General features: G+C 63.9%; 18 protein-coding genes. 9 read left to right on the top strand and 9 right to left on the bottom strand.

From position 1 onward, the window contains the following. The first annotated feature begins 116 nt into the window (after positions 1-116). From BM222_RS41265 to BM222_RS25065, 3 genes are all read left to right on the top strand, one after another. Positions 117-284 (top strand): hypothetical protein, encoded by a 168-nt coding sequence (locus BM222_RS41265; RefSeq protein WP_177243445.1) that lies wholly within the window; start codon positions 117-119, stop codon positions 282-284. A gap of 228 nt (positions 285-512) precedes the next feature. Next, on the top strand, positions 513-1,244 hold the full coding sequence (locus BM222_RS25060) for a 4'-phosphopantetheinyl transferase family protein (protein ID WP_092233651.1): 732 nt from the start codon (positions 513-515) through the stop codon (positions 1,242-1,244). Next, a complete protein-coding gene (locus BM222_RS25065; protein ID WP_092233653.1) occupies positions 1,241-2,221 on the top strand; it encodes an LLM class flavin-dependent oxidoreductase in 981 nt (326 codons plus the stop codon). The genes BM222_RS25060 and BM222_RS25065 overlap by 4 nt, the downstream gene beginning before the upstream one ends. A 111-nt stretch (positions 2,222-2,332) precedes the next feature. Here BM222_RS25065 and BM222_RS25070 read toward each other — a convergent pair whose 3' ends face one another. The 3 genes from BM222_RS25070 to BM222_RS25080 form a co-directional block, all read right to left on the bottom strand. Further along, positions 2,333-3,358, bottom strand: coding sequence for a histone deacetylase family protein (locus BM222_RS25070; protein ID WP_092233655.1), 1,026 nt, complete (start codon positions 3,356-3,358; stop codon positions 2,333-2,335). 128 nt (positions 3,359-3,486) lie between these two features. After that, a complete protein-coding gene (locus tag BM222_RS25075) occupies positions 3,487-4,428 on the bottom strand; it encodes an SMP-30/gluconolactonase/LRE family protein (RefSeq protein WP_092233657.1) in 942 nt (313 codons plus the stop codon). Continuing rightward, the gene (locus BM222_RS25080) at positions 4,385-6,469 is read right to left on the bottom strand and encodes a PQQ-dependent sugar dehydrogenase (protein ID WP_092233659.1); all 2,085 of its coding nucleotides are present in this window, start codon (positions 6,467-6,469) and stop codon (positions 4,385-4,387) included. Before BM222_RS25080 ends, BM222_RS25075 begins: the two co-directional genes overlap by 44 nt. Positions 6,470-6,676: 207 nt before the next feature. Between BM222_RS25080 and BM222_RS25085 the strand changes: the two genes are divergently transcribed. The 4 genes from BM222_RS25085 (at position 6,677) to BM222_RS40220 (ending at position 9,223) form a co-directional block, all read left to right on the top strand. Next, positions 6,677-6,910 (top strand): DUF6894 family protein, encoded by a 234-nt coding sequence (locus tag BM222_RS25085; RefSeq protein WP_092233661.1) that lies wholly within the window; start codon positions 6,677-6,679, stop codon positions 6,908-6,910. A 9-nt stretch (positions 6,911-6,919) separates the two neighbouring features. Next, positions 6,920-7,096 (top strand): hypothetical protein, encoded by a 177-nt coding sequence (locus BM222_RS41270; RefSeq protein WP_177243446.1) that lies wholly within the window; start codon positions 6,920-6,922, stop codon positions 7,094-7,096. A gap of 231 nt (positions 7,097-7,327) precedes the next feature. Then, a complete protein-coding gene (locus BM222_RS25095) occupies positions 7,328-8,917 on the top strand; it encodes a gamma-glutamyltransferase family protein (protein ID WP_092233665.1) in 1,590 nt (529 codons plus the stop codon). Between the two features lie 87 nt (positions 8,918-9,004). Further along, positions 9,005-9,223 (top strand): hypothetical protein, encoded by a 219-nt coding sequence (locus BM222_RS40220; protein WP_177243435.1) that lies wholly within the window; start codon positions 9,005-9,007, stop codon positions 9,221-9,223. A 47-nt stretch (positions 9,224-9,270) separates the two neighbouring features. On the opposite strand, the gene BM222_RS25105 is transcribed toward BM222_RS40220, so the two are convergent. The 4 genes from BM222_RS25105 to BM222_RS25120 are packed head-to-tail and all read right to left on the bottom strand — an operon-like array spanning position 9,271 to position 12,737. Then, the gene (locus BM222_RS25105) at positions 9,271-10,554 is read right to left on the bottom strand and encodes an NAD(P)/FAD-dependent oxidoreductase (protein WP_092233667.1); all 1,284 of its coding nucleotides are present in this window, start codon (positions 10,552-10,554) and stop codon (positions 9,271-9,273) included. Positions 10,555-10,566: 12 nt separating this feature from the next. Then, on the bottom strand, positions 10,567-11,298 hold the full coding sequence (locus tag BM222_RS25110) for an amino acid ABC transporter ATP-binding protein (protein WP_092233669.1): 732 nt from the start codon (positions 11,296-11,298) through the stop codon (positions 10,567-10,569). After that, on the bottom strand, positions 11,295-11,948 hold the full coding sequence (locus BM222_RS25115) for an amino acid ABC transporter permease (RefSeq protein ID WP_092233671.1): 654 nt from the start codon (positions 11,946-11,948) through the stop codon (positions 11,295-11,297). The genes BM222_RS25110 and BM222_RS25115 overlap by 4 nt, the downstream gene beginning before the upstream one ends. Positions 11,949-11,978: 30 nt before the next feature. Beyond that, the gene (locus tag BM222_RS25120) at positions 11,979-12,737 is read right to left on the bottom strand and encodes an ABC transporter substrate-binding protein (protein ID WP_092233673.1); all 759 of its coding nucleotides are present in this window, start codon (positions 12,735-12,737) and stop codon (positions 11,979-11,981) included. Positions 12,738-12,915: 178 nt separating this feature from the next. On the opposite strand from BM222_RS25120, the gene BM222_RS25125 reads away from it, so the two are divergent. Further along, positions 12,916-13,563 carry a helix-turn-helix domain-containing protein gene (locus tag BM222_RS25125; RefSeq protein WP_177243447.1) on the top strand — a complete coding sequence of 216 codons (648 nt, stop codon included), beginning with the start codon at positions 12,916-12,918 and terminating at the stop codon, positions 13,561-13,563. A gap of 110 nt (positions 13,564-13,673) precedes the next feature. Here BM222_RS25125 and BM222_RS25130 read toward each other — a convergent pair whose 3' ends face one another. Together BM222_RS25130 and aptA are read right to left on the bottom strand one after the other, a co-directional pair. After that, positions 13,674-14,939 carry a D-amino acid dehydrogenase gene (locus tag BM222_RS25130; protein WP_092233677.1) on the bottom strand — a complete coding sequence of 422 codons (1,266 nt, stop codon included), beginning with the start codon at positions 14,937-14,939 and terminating at the stop codon, positions 13,674-13,676. Between the two features lie 70 nt (positions 14,940-15,009). Beyond that, entirely contained in the window at positions 15,010-16,338 is a 1,329-nt protein-coding gene (aptA, locus tag BM222_RS25135; RefSeq protein ID WP_177243448.1) for an omega-aminotransferase AptA, read from the bottom strand. Positions 16,339-16,486: 148 nt separating this feature from the next. Between aptA and BM222_RS25140 the strand changes: the two genes are divergently transcribed. Then, positions 16,487-17,035 carry a cupin domain-containing protein gene (locus tag BM222_RS25140; protein ID WP_092233681.1) on the top strand — a complete coding sequence of 183 codons (549 nt, stop codon included), beginning with the start codon at positions 16,487-16,489 and terminating at the stop codon, positions 17,033-17,035. Positions 17,036-17,038 lie beyond the last annotated feature (3 nt).

Genomic DNA, 17,038 nt, shown 5'->3' on the forward strand with positions numbered 1-17,038 from the left:
ATAAGGGGGCACTCGCCAGAGCTGCGAATGAGCAAGTTGCATCTTGATTATTTGGCGCCAGCGCGCAAGATTATTCCCGCGTTTCGATTTGTACTGATTTCAACCGGGGGAGTGTTATGGGTTTCATCAAATTTACCAAGGGCACCTCGCTGAGCGACAAGGACCGCAAGGCGCTGCAAAAACTTCTCACCGACGAGAAGAAGAAGCTCCAGTCCGCTCTGAAGGAAGTCGATGCCAGTCTTTCGGTGCTGGGCGCCGGCAAAAAGGCCAAGAAGAAGAAGTAACATTCGTCGGCTGAGACGCCGCACGAATTTCGGATTTCACGTCCAGATTTGGGCCGCTCGCCTGTCGAGTTTGGGTCTTCCATAAGCTTGCGCCTGTAGACCGGCAAGCATCGACAAGAATTTGCCCGGGTGGACCGCGAGAAGCGGTCTGCTCGATCGGTTCAGGTCGGTTGATTCTTCGGTCAGGGTCGGATTTGAACCTCCGCCCGGCGCTGTGGGACCGTTTGGATGACAGACGACGGAATTGAACTGTTTGTCGGATTGCTCGAGAGCATCGACACGCCTGACGCTGTCGATGCGTTTCGGCGGTTGCTCTCGGTCGACGAGCGGGTACGCGCCGAGCGCTTCAGGTTCGATCGGCATCAACGGCAATATATCCTCGCGCACGCGATGTTGCGCCTGGCGCTCTCGCACGCAGCACCTGAGGTCGCACCCAGCGACTGGTCGTTCTCGACCGGCCGCTACGGGCGGCCCTTTGTCGCGGCACCCGCCGCCGCGACGGCACTGCATTTCAGCCTGTCCCATACCGACGGTTGCGTCGCCTGCGTCGTGTCGAAGCATGAGACCGTCGGTGTCGACGTCGAGACCGTGTCGCGGCGTGGCGCGCCGCTGTCGACAGCGCTGCGATTCTTCGCGCCGGAGGAGGTCGAGGCACTGCGTGGCCTTCCCGAGCCCGCCGCAACCGAACGCTTCTTCGACTATTGGACGCTGAAGGAATCCTATCTGAAGGCCAGGGGCTTCGGGCTCAATCTGCCGCTCGATTCGTTCGCGATGCAGATCTCGCGGGAGGCGATCGGGATCAGCTTCAACAGCGATATCGCGGACGATCCCACCGGCTGGCGCTTCTCGCTGTGCTCGCCGTCGCCCTCGCATCGCCTCGCGATCGCAGACGGCTCGCGCGCCGCGGGTGGCCTTCGCATCACCCGCAACGCCTGGCCGCTCCAGGAAGCTGTGGCATGATGCAGGCGCGGCTGCGGGTCTTTCCGGCGATTTCGCGCAACCGCGATCCCAAAAACTATGTCGGCGAGCTGATGCGTGTGGCAGAGTTCGCCGATCGCAACGGCTTCGAAGGCATTTTGCTGTTCGAAGGGAATGACGTCTTCGTCGAGCCGTGGGCCATGGCCCAGCACGTCATCGCGGCGACGACGCGATCTTCGCCGCTGATCGCCGTCAATCCGGTCTATATGCACCCGTTCACGGCGGCGAAATTCGTGTCGTCCTTCGCGCAGCTCTACGGCCGCAAGATCTATCTCAACATGATCACCGGCACCGCGGTCAGCGATCTGCAGGGACTCGGTGACGAACAATCGCATGCCGACCGCTATGTCAGGCTCGGCGAATTCATCGGGCTGACGCGCCAACTGCTCATGAGCCCACGCCCGGTCAATGTCGAGGGGCGGTTCTATCGCGCCAGAAATCTGCAATTGCGACCGCGCCCGCCGGCGGAGTTGATGCCGGAATTCCTGATCGCTGGGCAATCGGACGCGGCGCAGCGCGTCGCAGAGGAGACAGGTTGCATCAAGATGCAGATGCTGCCGCCCGATCTCGACCGCGGCATCAACGCATCAGGAATGAATTTCGGCATCTTCGCGCGCGAGAGCGGCGAGGAGGCACGACGGGCCGCCAAGGCGCGCTTCCGCGACAACGCTGACGATCGCGAGCTTCTCGCGCTGACGGTGGAGAACTCGGATTCCGTCTGGAAGCGGCGGCTCTATGAGGGGCAGAGCGGCGAGCTTGCCGACAATGGCTATTGGCTGCTGCCCTACCTCACCTTCCAGGCCGACTGCCCGTATCTGGTCGGCGGCTATGCCGAGATCGGCGCGAAGCTGAAGGAGTTTGCCGGCAAGGGCCTGACCACCGTCATGCTCGACATGGTCGCGGATGAGGCCGAGATGCAGCACGTCTGCAAGGCGCTGAGGGCGAGCGGGATGCTTTAGCTACTTATCACACTGCATCTACGCCGTCATCGTGAGCGCAGCGAATCCAGAGTTTCTCCGCGCGTCTGGATTCTCTTCGCTGCGCTCGCAACGAGGGAGAATGAGGCCACTTCACCGCGTTTCCTCGAACCCCGCCAGCACCGAGGTCAGGTTGGCGCCGAGAATGTCCGAGAGATAGCCGCCCTCCTGCACGAACACGGTCGGCAGGCCCAGCTTCGCGATGGCCTGGCCGATGCGGCGGAAGCCCGCCGTGGTGACGGCGAGCCCCTTCAGCGGATCGTGCTCGGAAGCATCGAGGCCGAGCGCGATCACGAGCGCGCCGGGCGCAAAGGACTCGATTGCCCTGCGCGCGACGTCCATCGCCTTGAGATAGCCGTCATCGCCGGTGCCGATCGTCAGAGGGATATTGAGATTGGCGCCGAGGCCAGGGCCCTCGCCGCGCTCATGCGCGTAGCCCCATACATAGGGATAATAGGCGATCGGATCGGCGTGGATCGAGATCGTGTAGACATCAGGCCGCGCGTAGAAGATGCCCTGCGTGCCGTTGCCGTGATGGACGTCAACGTCGAGGATCACGATGCGCTCGTGCTCGAGCCGCAGATGCGCCGCGGCGATCGCGCTGTTGTTGAGGAAGCAGAAGCCGCCGGCCATGTCGCGATAGGCGTGATGGCCGGGCGGACGGCAAAGCGCATAGGTGGCGTCCTCACCGTCCATCACCATCTGCGCCGCCGTCACCGCAACGTCGGTGGCGGCGCAAGCGGCGGCCCAAGTGCCGGGACCGATCGGCGCCGCCGTATCAGCCGTGTGCCAGCCGAGCTTGCCGACGATGTGTGTCGGATACGTCGCGGCGTGGCGCACGGGATGGACGTTGCCGATCATCTCGGGACCGGAATCGCCGAGCGCCGTCCAGGCGTCCCAGGCTTCACTCAGGAACGACAAATATTCCGGGCTGTGAATGCGGGCACGCGGGCCCTGGCCGAACCTGGTCGGCTCGACCAGTTGATGCTTGCCGTCCTTCAAACCCTTGAGCAGGCGATCGGCGCGCTCGGGCTGCTCGGTGGTGCGCTTGACGACACCGCGAACCAGAAAGAATTGCGGATCGTGGCTACGATGCAGTTCGGTATGGACGGCTTTCACTCAACACTCCCGTAGTCACGTTTGACGATGCCCCTGACGTCTTGATCCCTGTAGCCCACGGATGCAAGCGAGAAGAATACCGCCTCAGGGCCGCGGCTCTGCGCCGAGAGCAGAGCGCTGTGACCTCCCTAACAGCGGCCGCGCTGGAGACAGTGCTCGCGGCCTTGCTGGTCCGTGCGGAAGGATTCGATGAAACCGCCCTGGCGCTGGGTAACGAAGACGGTCTTGCCATCGCTGCCACCGAAGGCGAGGTTGGTCGGCTCCTTCCCCTTCAGCGCGATCTCATGCTCGACCGCCCCGTTGGGCTTCATCAACGCGATCGTGCCCTTGAGAATGCGCGCGACGTAGAGGCGGCCGGCGACGTCAGTGCGAAGGCCGTCGATGGTATCGGGCTGGAACGCCTTGACCAGCCGTGCGCCGGTGAGGTCGTTGCCGCTGATGGTGTAGGACCAGACCTGGCCATTGCTGGATTCGCCGACATAAAGCGTCTTGCCGTCAGGGCCGAGATCGATACCGTTGGTAGTGCCCATCGCACGCGGCGCCGTCATGATTTGTCCCTGCACCGCGCCGTCGGCAGTTTTCGCGATGCGCCAGATGTGGCCTTCCCGGCCCTTCCAGTTCGGATCGCTCGCATAGATCGTGCCATCGTGGGCGATGGTGATGTCGTTCGGCTGGTTCATCTCGTCGGAATGAAACCAGACAACCGGCTCGGTCGCGCCCTTCGGGATCGCAAAGATGTTGTGCTTCTTGTAGTCGGCGATGAACATCGTGCCGCTGCGATCGAAGCGGATGGCGTTGCCGATGCTGCCTTCGGGAAGTGCCGTGAAGGCTTCCGACGCCGCGCCGCCCGCGGGCAATCTGCCGATGGTGCCGGGCTTGCCGAAATTGACGACGAAGAGGTTGCCATCGAGATCGACGGCGGGCCCTTCGATACCGTGTGTATATTCGTCGGCGGGCGTCACCTGCACGCTTTCGAACAGCTTCGTCTCGGCAGCGAAGAGCGGCGTCGCGACGACGAGCAGAATACTACTGCACAGGCACCAGAAATTCCTGCCGGATGTAATAGCCATCGTCGTCGCTGCACTCGCCGTTCAAGTAAGGATCGGCCGGCCGGAAGAAACGGCTGAAGCCCGGTTTGTCTACAGCGTTCCTTTGTGTCACGACGACGACCCTGGCAGCCGGTATTTCGCCGCATTCCTTGTTGGTCTTGTCGGTCTTGGCAAAGAATTTGCGCTGCGGCAGGCCGAGCTTGATGCGCATCGGCGTGCCCGGAACCATCTTGGCCACGAGCAGGTCGACGGTGGTGAGCAAAGCCGCGTAACCGGGCTCGGTCTTCGGCAGTCCCTCGCCGCCCGGCGGCATCAGCTTTTCCGCGCCGATGCCGCGCAGCCGTGTGCGCAGCTTGCCGGAGGTCGGATCGCCCGGAAAGATCCATCCGTCCTGCGACAGCATGAACCGGAGCACGGTGGCGTCCTTGTCGGCGTCCGACTGTCCTTCCTTCAGGCCGAAATCGGAATGGCAGCCGACGCAGTGCTTCTCGACGAGGTTCTTGCGCAACGTGGTGAGCCGGATCCTGTCCTGTGCATCCTTGGCGACGAAGCCAGCGAGCTGGTCGATCAGCGCCTGGCTGCGGGTGTCGCACGGCAGCGGCGGCGGGGGATCGCCCGCGGCACGATCGATGCGGATGATGGTCTGGTTCTTGTCCTCGACCAGCCAGATCGCGCCGTCCTCCGCGATCGTCATCCCGACCGGCGCGCCCTGCGGCCGCGCCCCGTTGACGCGGTGCCAGCCGGCGATCAGCTCATCGAACGGTGCGGCGGCGACATCACCGGCGTCGGTCTGAAAGCTGTGGGTCGGGTCGGCCGCACAACTGACGTGATAGCGCACCGGCGCCGGAGCCGGCTTCGGAAAACCGTGATCGTCGACGTCATAGATCAGCACGCGGCTGCCGGTCGGGCGATAACCGTGCAGGCCGACCAGCAGCTTGCCCTCCAGCTCCGGAAATTTCGTACCGTGATAATACAGCATCGCAAGCGGCGCGCCGTGCGGCGGCAGTAGCGAGAACGGCGCCTTGTAGAGCGCATTTCCGGTGCAAAGCGATTTGTAGACGCCGGATAGCAGCACCAGTTTGAATTCGGGGCTGGGCGTCGACAAGTCGTAGCAATAAGGCCAGCCATAATGCTTGCCCTGCTCGATCGCGTTGATCTCCTCGTTCGGCTTGAAGAGATCGGGCAGGTCCCGGCCGTTCTCGCCCTGCAGGAAGGCGTAGCCGGCATCGGGAAAGCTGGGGTGCAGCGCCAGCGCCATCGAATTGCGCAGGCCTCGCGCGTAAATCGTGTGGGGCGGATCTGGATCGTTCGCCTTCAGGGCCGCGAAGACGCCGCCCGACGGTGGCGTGAACAGCCAGATCGCCGCCATGGCGGAAGGGCCTTCCGCCGGCGCACAGGGTTTCGTGATCGGCGCCGGCGAGATGCAATCGTCGCTGTGGGCGCCGACATTGACGAACAGCCGCCCGTTACGATCGAACACGAATTGCTTGAGCGGATGCGCACTTTCCTCGATCCTGGTGCCGTCGGGCAGCGTGATGCGGCGGCCGGGCATGTGGCGGATGATGGTCTCGAGCGTGCCGCGCGGATTGTCCGCCAGCGGATCAAAACGAAAGATCGTCTCGTCAGTCGAGGCATAGAGCTTCTTGTCCGGCCCGATCACGAGGCCGAACGGATATTCCACCCCGGTCAGGAGTTCCTTGAGCCGCTGGCCGCCCGCGGCATGGGGATCGAGCAGCAAAAGCCGTCCATCGTTGCGGCCCCAGCCGCCCATGTCGGCGACCACGAACAGATCACGGCCGGGCACCTGGATGATCGACCGTGGAAACTTGAGATGCTCCTCCTCGCTGGCAACGAGGCCAGCGCAAAAGCCCGCCTTCATGTCGATCTGAACCCTGGGAAAAGCGAGATCGCCGCTGCCGCAGGTCTCGGTCCCCACCACATAACCGCTCTTCCTGACCGGCTCGGATGCGGCCGGCGACGCGAAACCGAGAAGGATCGCGACGACGGCAGCGACACCCACGCACAAGCTTCGGCGTCCATCCTGGAATGTGAGCTGAGTCACAGCGGCCTCCCCGACCTTCGGCCGATGGTTGTTCCATGCTGTACCGGCGCCGTCCAGTTGAACCTCACCCGGCTGTGATCAAACCCGCGGGGCTCTTGGTGCCGACCAATCTCCGTAGATTCCCTTACCGGGTTCAGCCCGAATATTTTTCGCGCTGTGCGGGTGGTACCGATATGCGATCCAAATCGCTTTCCAGAGGAGGCGTGTATGGTTCAGATGTATTTCCACTGCTCGAACACCGAAGGCACGCTGATCGACCACTATGGCGCGGCAGTTGCCAACCTCGCCGAGGCGCGCGACCGCGCTGCCCAGATCATGCGCGCGATGATCGAGACGCCCGGCGCCGAAGACTGGCGTGACTGGGTGATCCATGTCAGCGACGACGACGGCGAGGAGATCTTCGATCTTCCCTTCACCGCGATGCTCGGCAAGCCGCATTGAGGTGATGCCATGCTGTTCGCTTCATTGACCCTGTTCCGCCAGCCCATCACCTTCGTCGCCGGCAAATTGCAGAAGCTGCTGCTGATCGCGGGCAACCCGTACCGTCCCGAGCTGCACTACATGCGCGGCCCGGGCCCGAAATGGCACGCCAAATATCAGGCCAGCCGGCTGAACCGCGGGCTCTGAACGGGCCCGCTTCCTCCTCTCCATCTTCTGCCATCTCGACGACGGCGGCGCGCCGAGCAGGCCTGACGTCGTCGCCTTCAGGCTTGCCGGCTCGTCGAGCGTCAAGATCCCGACGGCGCCATCACGCGCCTGTTTCACACCTGCCATGTCGCGTCTCGCTTTGGATGTTCTCGTTGATGGCGATATGCCATTCTTCGCCCGCCCGAAGCCAAAGCGAGCACAAGCGACATCATGCCCGATCAGTTCAGCCCCAACCAAACCGTCCGCAAACCCGCCATCACCTCCAAGGGCGGCATCGTCGCCTCGCAATCACGGCGGGCGGCCGAGGTGGGCGCGCAGGTGCTGGCTGCGGGCGGCGATTGCGTCGATGCGATCGTCGCGACCACTTTTGCGCTGAACGTGCTCGAGCCCTGGAACAGCGGCATCGGCGGCGGCGGCGCGATGGTGCTCTACCGCGCCAAGGAAAATCGGTACGAGGTGATCGACTACGGCATGTGCGCGCCGCAGAGCTTGCGCGTATCGGACTATCCGCTCAGCGGCGAAGGGGCGGCCTCCGACCTGTTTCCCTGGTCGCGGGTGACGGACGACCGCAACATTCACGGACCCGGCGCGATTGCCGTGCCGGGCGTCGTCGCCGGCATGGAGGAGGCCCATCGCCGCTACGCCAGAATGTCGTGGAAGGATCTGGTCGCACCATCAGTCGGCCTCGCCGGCGAAGGTCTGTTGGTCGATTGGTGGACCGCGCTGACGATCACGGCCTCGGCGGCCGATCTCCGGCGCTACCCCGCCAGCGCGGCTGCATTCCTGAAGGACGGCCTGCCGCCGAGCCCGCCATGGGGGATCAAGTCCGAGGTGCGGCTGCCACAGGACACGCTCAAGGCGACGCTGTCGCACCTTGCCGAAGCCGGTCCACGTGATTTCTACCAGGGCGATCTCGCCAAAGGCATCGCATCCGACATCAGGTCAGACGGCGGCTCGCTGTCGGTGGAGGATCTCGCCGCGTTTCGCGCGCATCTGCGCGAGCCGCTGGCGATCCCCTATCGCGGCGGCAAGGTCCATGCGACGCCGGAACTCACGGCCGGACCGACCATGGCGCATGCACTGCGCCTGCTGCAGCAGAGCCTGAAGCCGGCAAGCGCACCCGATGCAGCCGCCTATGTCGAATATGCGCTCGCCCTGCAGGCGGCCTTCCGCGAGCGGCTCAAGGACATGGGCGATGCCGACGGCAAGCGTTCGCTCGGCGCCGAATATCTCGCGCCCGCCTGCACCACGCACTTCTCGGTCGTCGACCGTCACGGCAACATCGCCGCGGTGACGCAGACGCTGCTGTCCTCGTTCGGCTCGAAATACGTGACGCCGCACAGCGGCATTGCCATGAACAACGGCATCATGTGGTTCGATCCGACACCCGGCACCACCAATTCGCTCGCGCCAGGCAAGCGCTGCCTCTGCAACTACACGCCCGTCATCGCCGAGACCAGGGATGGCAAGCGCCTTGCGGTCGGTGCTTCCGGCGGACGCCGCATCCTGCCCTCGGTGATGCAGCTCGTATCGTTTGCGATGGATTTCGGCATGGACCTCGATGCCGCCATCCACCAGCCGCGCATCGACGCCAGCGAGGGCGCGGTCGTGATCGGCGATGTCAGGCTGCCAGCGGAGATACGTAAAACCCTGGCCGCTCGCTTCGATTATGAAGAGAGCCAGGTGCAGGCCTTGCCGCAGAAATTCGCCTGCCCGAGCGTGGTGATGCGCGACGGCGACCTCAATTCCGGCGCGGTCGAGATCTTTCAGCCTTGGGCCGACGCCGTGGCGGAGTCTTGAGCGCCACGACTCCTCCATATTTGCCCGCGACACCGCGATCGATGTCCATCGAACGGACAGATGCGTGCCCAAGAGGAGATAGTTAGGATGAAGAAGCTCGCGCTCGCCGCAGCATTGATCATTGCGGCCGGCTTCACGATGCCCGGCGCGGCATTTGCCAAGGGCGGTCATGGCCACGGATACGGTCATGGCCACGGGTTGGGCCATCACCACCACGGCACGCCGCCCGGATGGTGGCATGGGCGCAAGGTCGGCTGGCGCGGTCACGGCTGCCCGCCCGGCCTGTGGAAGCAGGGCCGCTGCTGACCTTCAACCGGTTAATCATCCAAGGCGCCGCTCCAGCGGCGCCTTTTTCAAATGCCGAGCCGGTCGCGTACCCGGCCTGCGATCACGGCGGTGGTCACACCGACCGGCCAGAATGCGTGCATCGGGATCGGCTTGATGCCGGTGATGGGCATGTCGATCTCGGCTTTGGGACCGCCGATCAGACGGCGCGCGAGCTGCGCGCCCATGGCGGTCGAGAGCGCAACGCCGCGGCCGTTGCAGCCGAGCGAGATCAGGATGTTTTCCGCGGGCTCGTGCACATGCGGATAATGATCCCCGGTGATCGCAAGCCGGCTGTTCCAGCCATGGGTCCAGGTGACGCCCTTGAGCTGCGGCCAGAGACGCTCGGCGTAACGAATGAGATAGGCCACATCATCAGGCGACTTGATCCAGCGCATCGGGCCGCGGCCGCCCATCAACAACCGGTTCTGCTGGTCGATGCGGTAATAGACAGTGATGTGACCGCTCTCGTAGAGCACCGGCCGCCTCGGCATGATCGAGCGCGCGACCTCTTCCGTCAGCGGCGCAGTGGCAGCGATCGAGGAAAACACCGGCACGATGGTGCGGCGGAGCGCGGGCCAGAGATCGTCGGTAAAGCCATTGGTCGCGAGCAGCACCTTGTCGGCATGCACCACCGCGCGCGGCGTCGCGATGCGCCAACGGCTGCCGTCGCGGCGCAGCGATAGCGCCGGCGTCTCGCCATGCACCTTCGCGCCGGCAGAGAGCGCGGCGCGCGCAAGGCCGCGGGCGTAGCTGAGCGGATGCAGGTCGCCCCCGCGTGTATCGAGCATGGCGCCGATGTAGCGATCCGTACCGGTCATCTCGCGCAACTGCTCGCGGTTCAGATACGTCACCGGCATGCCGCGACGGATGCATTGCTGCGCCGTCTTCTCGATCGCAGCGGCGCTGGCCTCGTTGTAGGCCGCGCGCAACGTGCCGTTCTGTCGCGCCTCGCAGGGGATCTGGTAACGGCGGATCAGATCATGCGTGAAATTGGTGGCACCGTAGGAGAACGCGATCATGCGGCGGCCGAGATCGGCGCCGAAATCTGCTTCGATCTTGTCAGGGTCATGCTTCAGGCCGGGGTTGGTGTGCCCGCCGTTATTACCGGACGCGCCCCAGCCCGGCTCCTGCGCCTCCAGCACCAGCGCCTCGACGCCCTGCTCCGCCAGATACAATGCCGTGGAGAGACCGGTGTAGCCGCCGCCGACGATCGCGACGGATATGCTCTTGTCCATGTCGAGCGGTGGCGTGGCCACCGGCGCGACGGCGGTGTCGGCATAGAGTGAGGGTGGCAGAGACAGACGCGTCATGGCGAGAACCGGTCAGAGCGGATGCAGCACGCGGCGCAAAAAGTCCTGCGTACGCGGATGCTGGGGTTGATTGAGCAACGCCTTGGCCGGCCCCTGCTCGACGATGACGCCACCGTCGATGAACAACACGCGATCGGCAACATCGCGGGCAAAGCCCATCTCGTGGGTCACGACGACCATGGTCATGCCCTCGTCGGCGAGCTTGCGCATCACGCCAAGGACGTCGCCGACAAGCTCGGGATCAAGCGCCGAGGTCGGCTCGTCGAACAGGATTGCCTTCGGCTGCATGGCTAGCGCCCGCGCAATCGCGACGCGCTGCTGCTGGCCGCCGGACAGCTGCGGCGGGTGCACATCGGCCTTCTCGGCCAGCCCGACGCGAGCAAGCAGCGCGCGACCCCGCTCGTACGCCTCGGCTCGCGGCTCTTGCTTCACGAACAGCGGCCCCTCGACGACATTTTCGAGCGCGGTACGATGCGGAAACAGATTGAAGCGCTGGAACACCATCGAAACCTGGGTGCGGATCTCGACAATCGTCGGCGCATCGCGGTGGACTTTCAAACCTTCGATGCTGATCTCACCGCGGTCGTAGCTTTCGAGTCCGTTGATACAGCGCAGGATGGTGGACTTACCCGAGCCTGACGGTCCGATGACGCAAACCACCTCACCCTTCTGCACGGAGGCTGTGATGCCCTTGAGCACCTCCACGTTGCCAAAGCTCTTGTGGACGTCGCTGAGCTCGATCATTTCTTGCCCGCTCGCTTCTCGAAATGACGCACCAGCAGGATCAGCGGGATGCTCATGGTGAGATACATCAAGGCTACAAGCGTGAACACGTTGGTGTTCTTGAAAGTCGACGACGCGATCAGCTTGCCTTGCAGGGCGAGCTCGGCGACCGTGATGGTCGAGGCCTGCGACGAATCCTTCAGCATCATGATCATGACGTTGCCGTAAGGAGGCAGCACGATGCGCACCGCCTGCGGCAGCACCACGCGCCGCATGGTGAGCCACCAGCCCATGCCGATCGACTGCGCGGCCTCGATCTGGCCCTTGTCGATCGCCTCGATGCCGGCGCGGAAGTTCTCGGCCTGATAGGCCGAATAGGCGATGCCAAGGCCGAGAATTGCGGCCTGCAAGGCCGATAACGTGACGCCGAGATCCGGCATCACGAAGTAGAGGTAGAACAGCAGCACGATGATCGGGATGCCGCGGATCAGATTGATCATGCTGGCGCTGAGCATCGCCAGCGCCTTGATGCCGGAGACCCGCATCATTGCCCAGATCAGGCCAAGAGCCGTCGATAGCAGCAGCGAGCCGATCGTCACGATGATGGTCAGCGCGACGCCGTTCATCAGGATCGGAAAGAACTCGGCGGCGTCGCGCCAGAAACCTTTCATGGGCAGCCTTCGATGCGCGATCAGCCTCGATCAACCCTGAGCCTTCAGGCCCCATTTATCGAGGATCTTGTCGATGGTGCCATTGGCTTTCAGCTTGGCGAGCGAGGCGTTGATCTTGCCGAGCAGCGCACTCTCGCCCTTGCGGACGCCGATGCCGACGGAGCCGACCGTGACGGGCTTGTAGCCGTCGACGAGGCGCACCTCGGGGAAGCCGCCCTGTTTCAGATTGTAGGCAAGGATCGGATAGTCGGCATAACCGGCCTTGAGGCGGCCGGTGTTCACGTCGCGCAGGATGTCGGGAATGGTGTCGTATGCCTTCACCTCGGCGAACAAGCCGGATTTTTTCAGCGCATCGACGAAGGCGGTGCCGACCTGGGCACCCACGGTCTCGCCCTTGAGATCCTCCTGCGTGGCATAGGCCTTGTTGTCGCTCTTCGGCACCACCAAGCCTTCGCCATAGGTGTAGATCGGGTCGGAGAAGTCGACGACCTCCTTGCGCGGCGCGGTGATGAACATTGCGGCGGCGATGATGTCGATCTTGCTCGAGGTCAGCGACGGGATCAGCGCCGAGAACTGCATCGGCTCGATCTGCACGTTGAAGCCGGCGTCCTTGCCGATCTCGGTGACGAGATCGACCATGATGCCCTGGATGGAATTGGTCTTGGTGTCGAGAAAGGTGAAGGGAATACCCGTCGGCGTCGAGCCGACCTTCAGCACCTGCTGCGCCGAAACGGGTGTCACCGCTGCAATCGCGAGCGCCGCAACCGCGGCCAGACCAAAAAGCTTCATCGCGTCCCCCTTTGGGCTTGCCGATGACGGCGCTCGCGCATGTCGTGATCAGACGTTGCGGGCCAAACCGTTTCGACCTATTTTCACCAATATGAAAATTTGGTCATAGTTTCGCGAATCATGCAAGCGGTTTTCATGCACATGAAGGAAGCGGTTTGACGTGAGCGGTGGCAAAAGAATGCGCAAACCGGCCTCCGCGAAGCCGGCGAAGAAGGCCACGAGCGGCAAGAAGGCGACGGCGAAGCCGGCGGAGCCCGCGATGGACGTCGCGGTCGGCCGCCGCATCCGCGATCTCAGGCGCGTCAGGCAGTTCTCACTCGAAACAGTTGCGGCGCGTACCGAGCTGTCGATCGGCTTTCTCAGCCAGATCGAGCGTGGCCTGTCGTCACCGTCACTGCGCGTGCTGGCCACGCTCGCAGACGTGTTCGGCGTCGGCATTGCCGCGTTGTTCGGCGCAAGCCCGAGCGCCGACGGCGCATCCGATCAGGTGGTGACGCGTGGATTGCAGCGGCCAGAGCTGAAGCTCTGGCGCACTGGCGTCTCAAAGCAATTGCTGAGCCCGGCGAACGCCGACAACAAGCTCAACCTGTTCCTGGTCCATCTGGAGCCCGGCGGCTCCACTGGCGATGAGCTGTACACCCATGACGGCGAGGAAGCCGGTCTCGTGCTCGAAGGCGAGATGATGCTGACGGTCGACAGCGAAACGTGGTCGCTGAAGACCGGCGACAGTTTTCGGTTTGCAAGCCGCAGGCCGCACCGGTTTGCCAATCCAGCGCAGCAGGCGAAGGCGGTGGTGCTGTGGGTGAATTGTGTGACGGGGGCGTAAGCTCTCTCCCCCGTCATTGCGAGCGAAGCGAAGCAATCCAGAATCTTTCCGCGGAGACAGTCTGGATTGCTTCGCAAGGGCTCCTCGCAATGACGAGGAGAGAGAGGCGCCTACCCAAACCGGTGCTGATACCGATCCACTGTCAACTCACTCACATCGACATCCGGCTTCTTGCCCGACAGCATATCCGCGAGCACCCGCCCCGAACCGCAGGACATGGTCCAGCCGAGTGTGCCGTGGCCGGTGTTGAGGTGCAGGTTGGCATATTGCGTCGGGCCGATCACGGGCGGACCGTCCGGCGTCATCGGACGCAGGCCACTCCAGAACGTGGCCTTGGAGAGATCGCCGCCGCGCGGGAACAGGTCGGTCAGGGAATGATCGAGTGTGGCGCGGCGCGCATTATAAAGGCGGGTCGAGAAGCCGGAAATTTCGGCGGTGCCCCCGACGCGGATGCGGTCGCCGAGACGGGTGATCGCGACCTTGTAGCTTTCGTCCATCACGGTCGATTCCGGTGCACCGGAGGCGTCCTTGATCGGCACCGTGATCGAATAGCCCTTCACCGGAAAGACCGGCAGGGAGATGCCGAGCGGCGCGGCCATTCGCGATGAATAGCTTCCGAGCGCGAGAACATAGCTATCTGCCTGCAACAGGCCGGCGCTGGTCGCGACACCGCTGACGCGGTCGCCCTCGGTGACGATGCGGTCGATGCCGGTGTTGAACAGGAAGCGCACGCCAAGCGCCTGGGCGTGCTTGGCCAGGGCCTGCGTGAACATGTGGCAATCGCCGGTCTCATCCTGCGGCAACCGAAGGCCGCCGACGAATTTTTCCTTCACACCCGCGAGCGCCGGCTCGACCGCGATGCAACCTTCGCGGCTCAGCGTCTCGTAGGGCACACCGTACTGCTTGAGCACCGCGACGTCTTCGCCGGTGCCGTCGAGCTGGGCCTGGTAGCGGAACAGCTGCAGCGTGCCCTGCGAACGCTCGTCATATTGAATCCCGATGTCGCGGCGCAGATCACGCAGAGAATCGCGGCTGTATTCCGCGATCGGGATCATCCGGCTCTTGTTGACCGCATAGCGCGCGCTGGTGCAGTTGCGCAGCATTTTGAGCAGCCAGACCCACATCACGGGATCGAGCTTCGGCCGGATCACCAGCGGACCATGCTTCATCAGAAGCCACTTGACCGCTTTCACCGGCACGCCGGGACCAGCCCATGGCGAGGAGTAGCCGGGCGACACTTCGCCGGCATTGGCAAACGAGGTCTCCAGCGCGGGTTCGGGCTGACGATCGACGACCGTCACCTCATGACCGGCACGGGCAAGGTAATAGGCAGAGGTGACACCGATGACCCCGCTGCCGAGGATGAGAACTTTCACGCTTGGTCAAACTCCCGCGGCATCACGCTCGCCGCTGCAAGATAGAACCCTGCGGCGGCGAGAGCAATTATCAGGCCACCTTCTTGATGGCGTCGCCAAGAATCGAGACGATCTGGTCGATGTGGCTCTTCTCCACGATGAGCGGAGGCGACATCGCGAAACTGTCGCCGCTCATGCGCAGATAGAGGCCCGTATTGAAGCAATCGACCATGACGTCGTAGCCGCGCGCGCCGACGACGCCGTCGCGCGGCGCCAGCTCGACCGCGCCCATCAGGCCGCAATTTCTGATGTCGACGACGTTAGGCAAGCCCTTCAGCTGATGCAGCGCATCGCGCCAGTATTCGGCCATGGTCGCACCGCGCGTGAGCAGGCCTTCATCCTTGTAGATGTCGAGCGTGGCGATGCCGGCGGCGCAGGCGGTCGGGTGCGCAGAATAAGTGTAGCCGTGGAACAGCTCCATCTGGTTCTCGGGGCCGACCATCATGCCGTCGTGCACCTTGCGGCTCGCGAACACCGCGCCGCATGGGATGGTGCCGTTGGTGATGCCCTTGGCGGTCGTCATCAGGTCCGGCGTGACACCGAAGAAGTCGGCGGCGAACGGCGTACCCAGGCGACCGAAGCCCGTGATGACTTCGTCGAAGATCAAGAGGATGCCGTGCTTGTCGCAGATCGTGCGCAGGCGCTGCAGATAGCCCTTCGGCGGTGGCAGCACCGCCGTCGAACCCGGCACCGGCTCGACAATGACGGCGGCGATCGTCTCGGCACCGTGCAGGGCGACCAGACGCTCGAGATCGTCAGCGAGCTCGGCACCGTGGTCCGGCTGATCCTTGGCGAAAGCGTTACGCGAGAGATCATGGGTGTGGCGGATGTGATCGACACCAGGCAGCAGGGTGGCGAAGGCGCGACGGTTGGCGACCATGCCGCCGACCGAGGTGCCGCCGAAGCCGACGCCGTGATAGCCGCGCTCGCGGCCGATCAGGCGGGTGCGGCTCGACTGGCCCGTGGCACGGTGATAGGCGAGCGCGATCTTCAGCGCAGTGTCGACCGATTCAGAGCCGGAGTTGGTGAAGAAGACACGGTCGAGGCCTTTCGGCGCGATCTCGGCAAGGCGCTCGGCGAAGTCGAACGCGAGCGGATGGCCCATCTGGAAGGTCGGCGCGAAGTCCAGCGTCATCAGCTGCCGCTCGACGGCGGCGGCGATCTGCTTGCGGCCATGGCCGGCATTGACGCACCAGAGGCCAGCAGAGCCGTCGATCACCTTGCGGCCGTCGACGGTGGTGTAGTGCATGCCCTCGGCCGACGAGAACAGGCGCGGCGCCTTCTTGAACTGGCGGTTGGCCGTGAACGGCATCCAGAACGAGTCGGTCTTGATAGTGTTCGGAATCTGATGAAGGGTCACGGCCACGCTCCTGTGCTGACCGCCTAGCAGAGCCACGGCTTCGATAGCGCAACAAGTCCTTTTCTGGCGATCTGCAAGCCATTGATTTCACGGGGCCTGCTGGTCCATATTTGCGCGATCCGCAACACCTGCAACAGAGGCCAGAGCCATGAGCGTCGACATCGGTGGACGGCTGCGATTCATCCGGGCCCGCCACAAGCTGTCGCAGCGCGAGCTGGCAAAACGCGCCGGCGTCACCAATTCGACGATCTCGCTGATCGAATCCAACCAGATGAACCCGTCGGTCGGCGCGCTCAAGCGCATCCTCGACGGCATCCCGATGGGGCTCGCCGAGTTCTTCGCGCTGGAGCCGGAATCGAGGCGCAAGATCTTCTACCGGGCGGAGGAGCTCACCGAGGTCGGCAAGAAGCCGATCTCGTATCGGCAGATCGGCGACAATCTGTTCGGCCGCAGCCTGCAGATGTTGAAAGAGCGGTATGAGCCCGGCAGCGACACCGGACGCGTGCACCTCGTCCATGACGGCGAGGAAGGCGGCATCGTGATCTCGGGCAAGCTCGAGGTCACCGTCGAGGACGAACGCCGCATCCTCAATCCGGGTGACGCCTACTATTTCGAGAGCCGCCGCCCGCATCGCTTCCGCTGTGTCGGCGGCAAGCCGTGCGAAGTGATCTCGGCCTGCACGCCACCGACGTTCTGAGGC

The sequence above is a fragment of the Bradyrhizobium sp. Gha genome (assembly GCF_900113735.1).
Classification (GTDB): domain Bacteria; phylum Pseudomonadota; class Alphaproteobacteria; order Rhizobiales; family Xanthobacteraceae; genus Bradyrhizobium.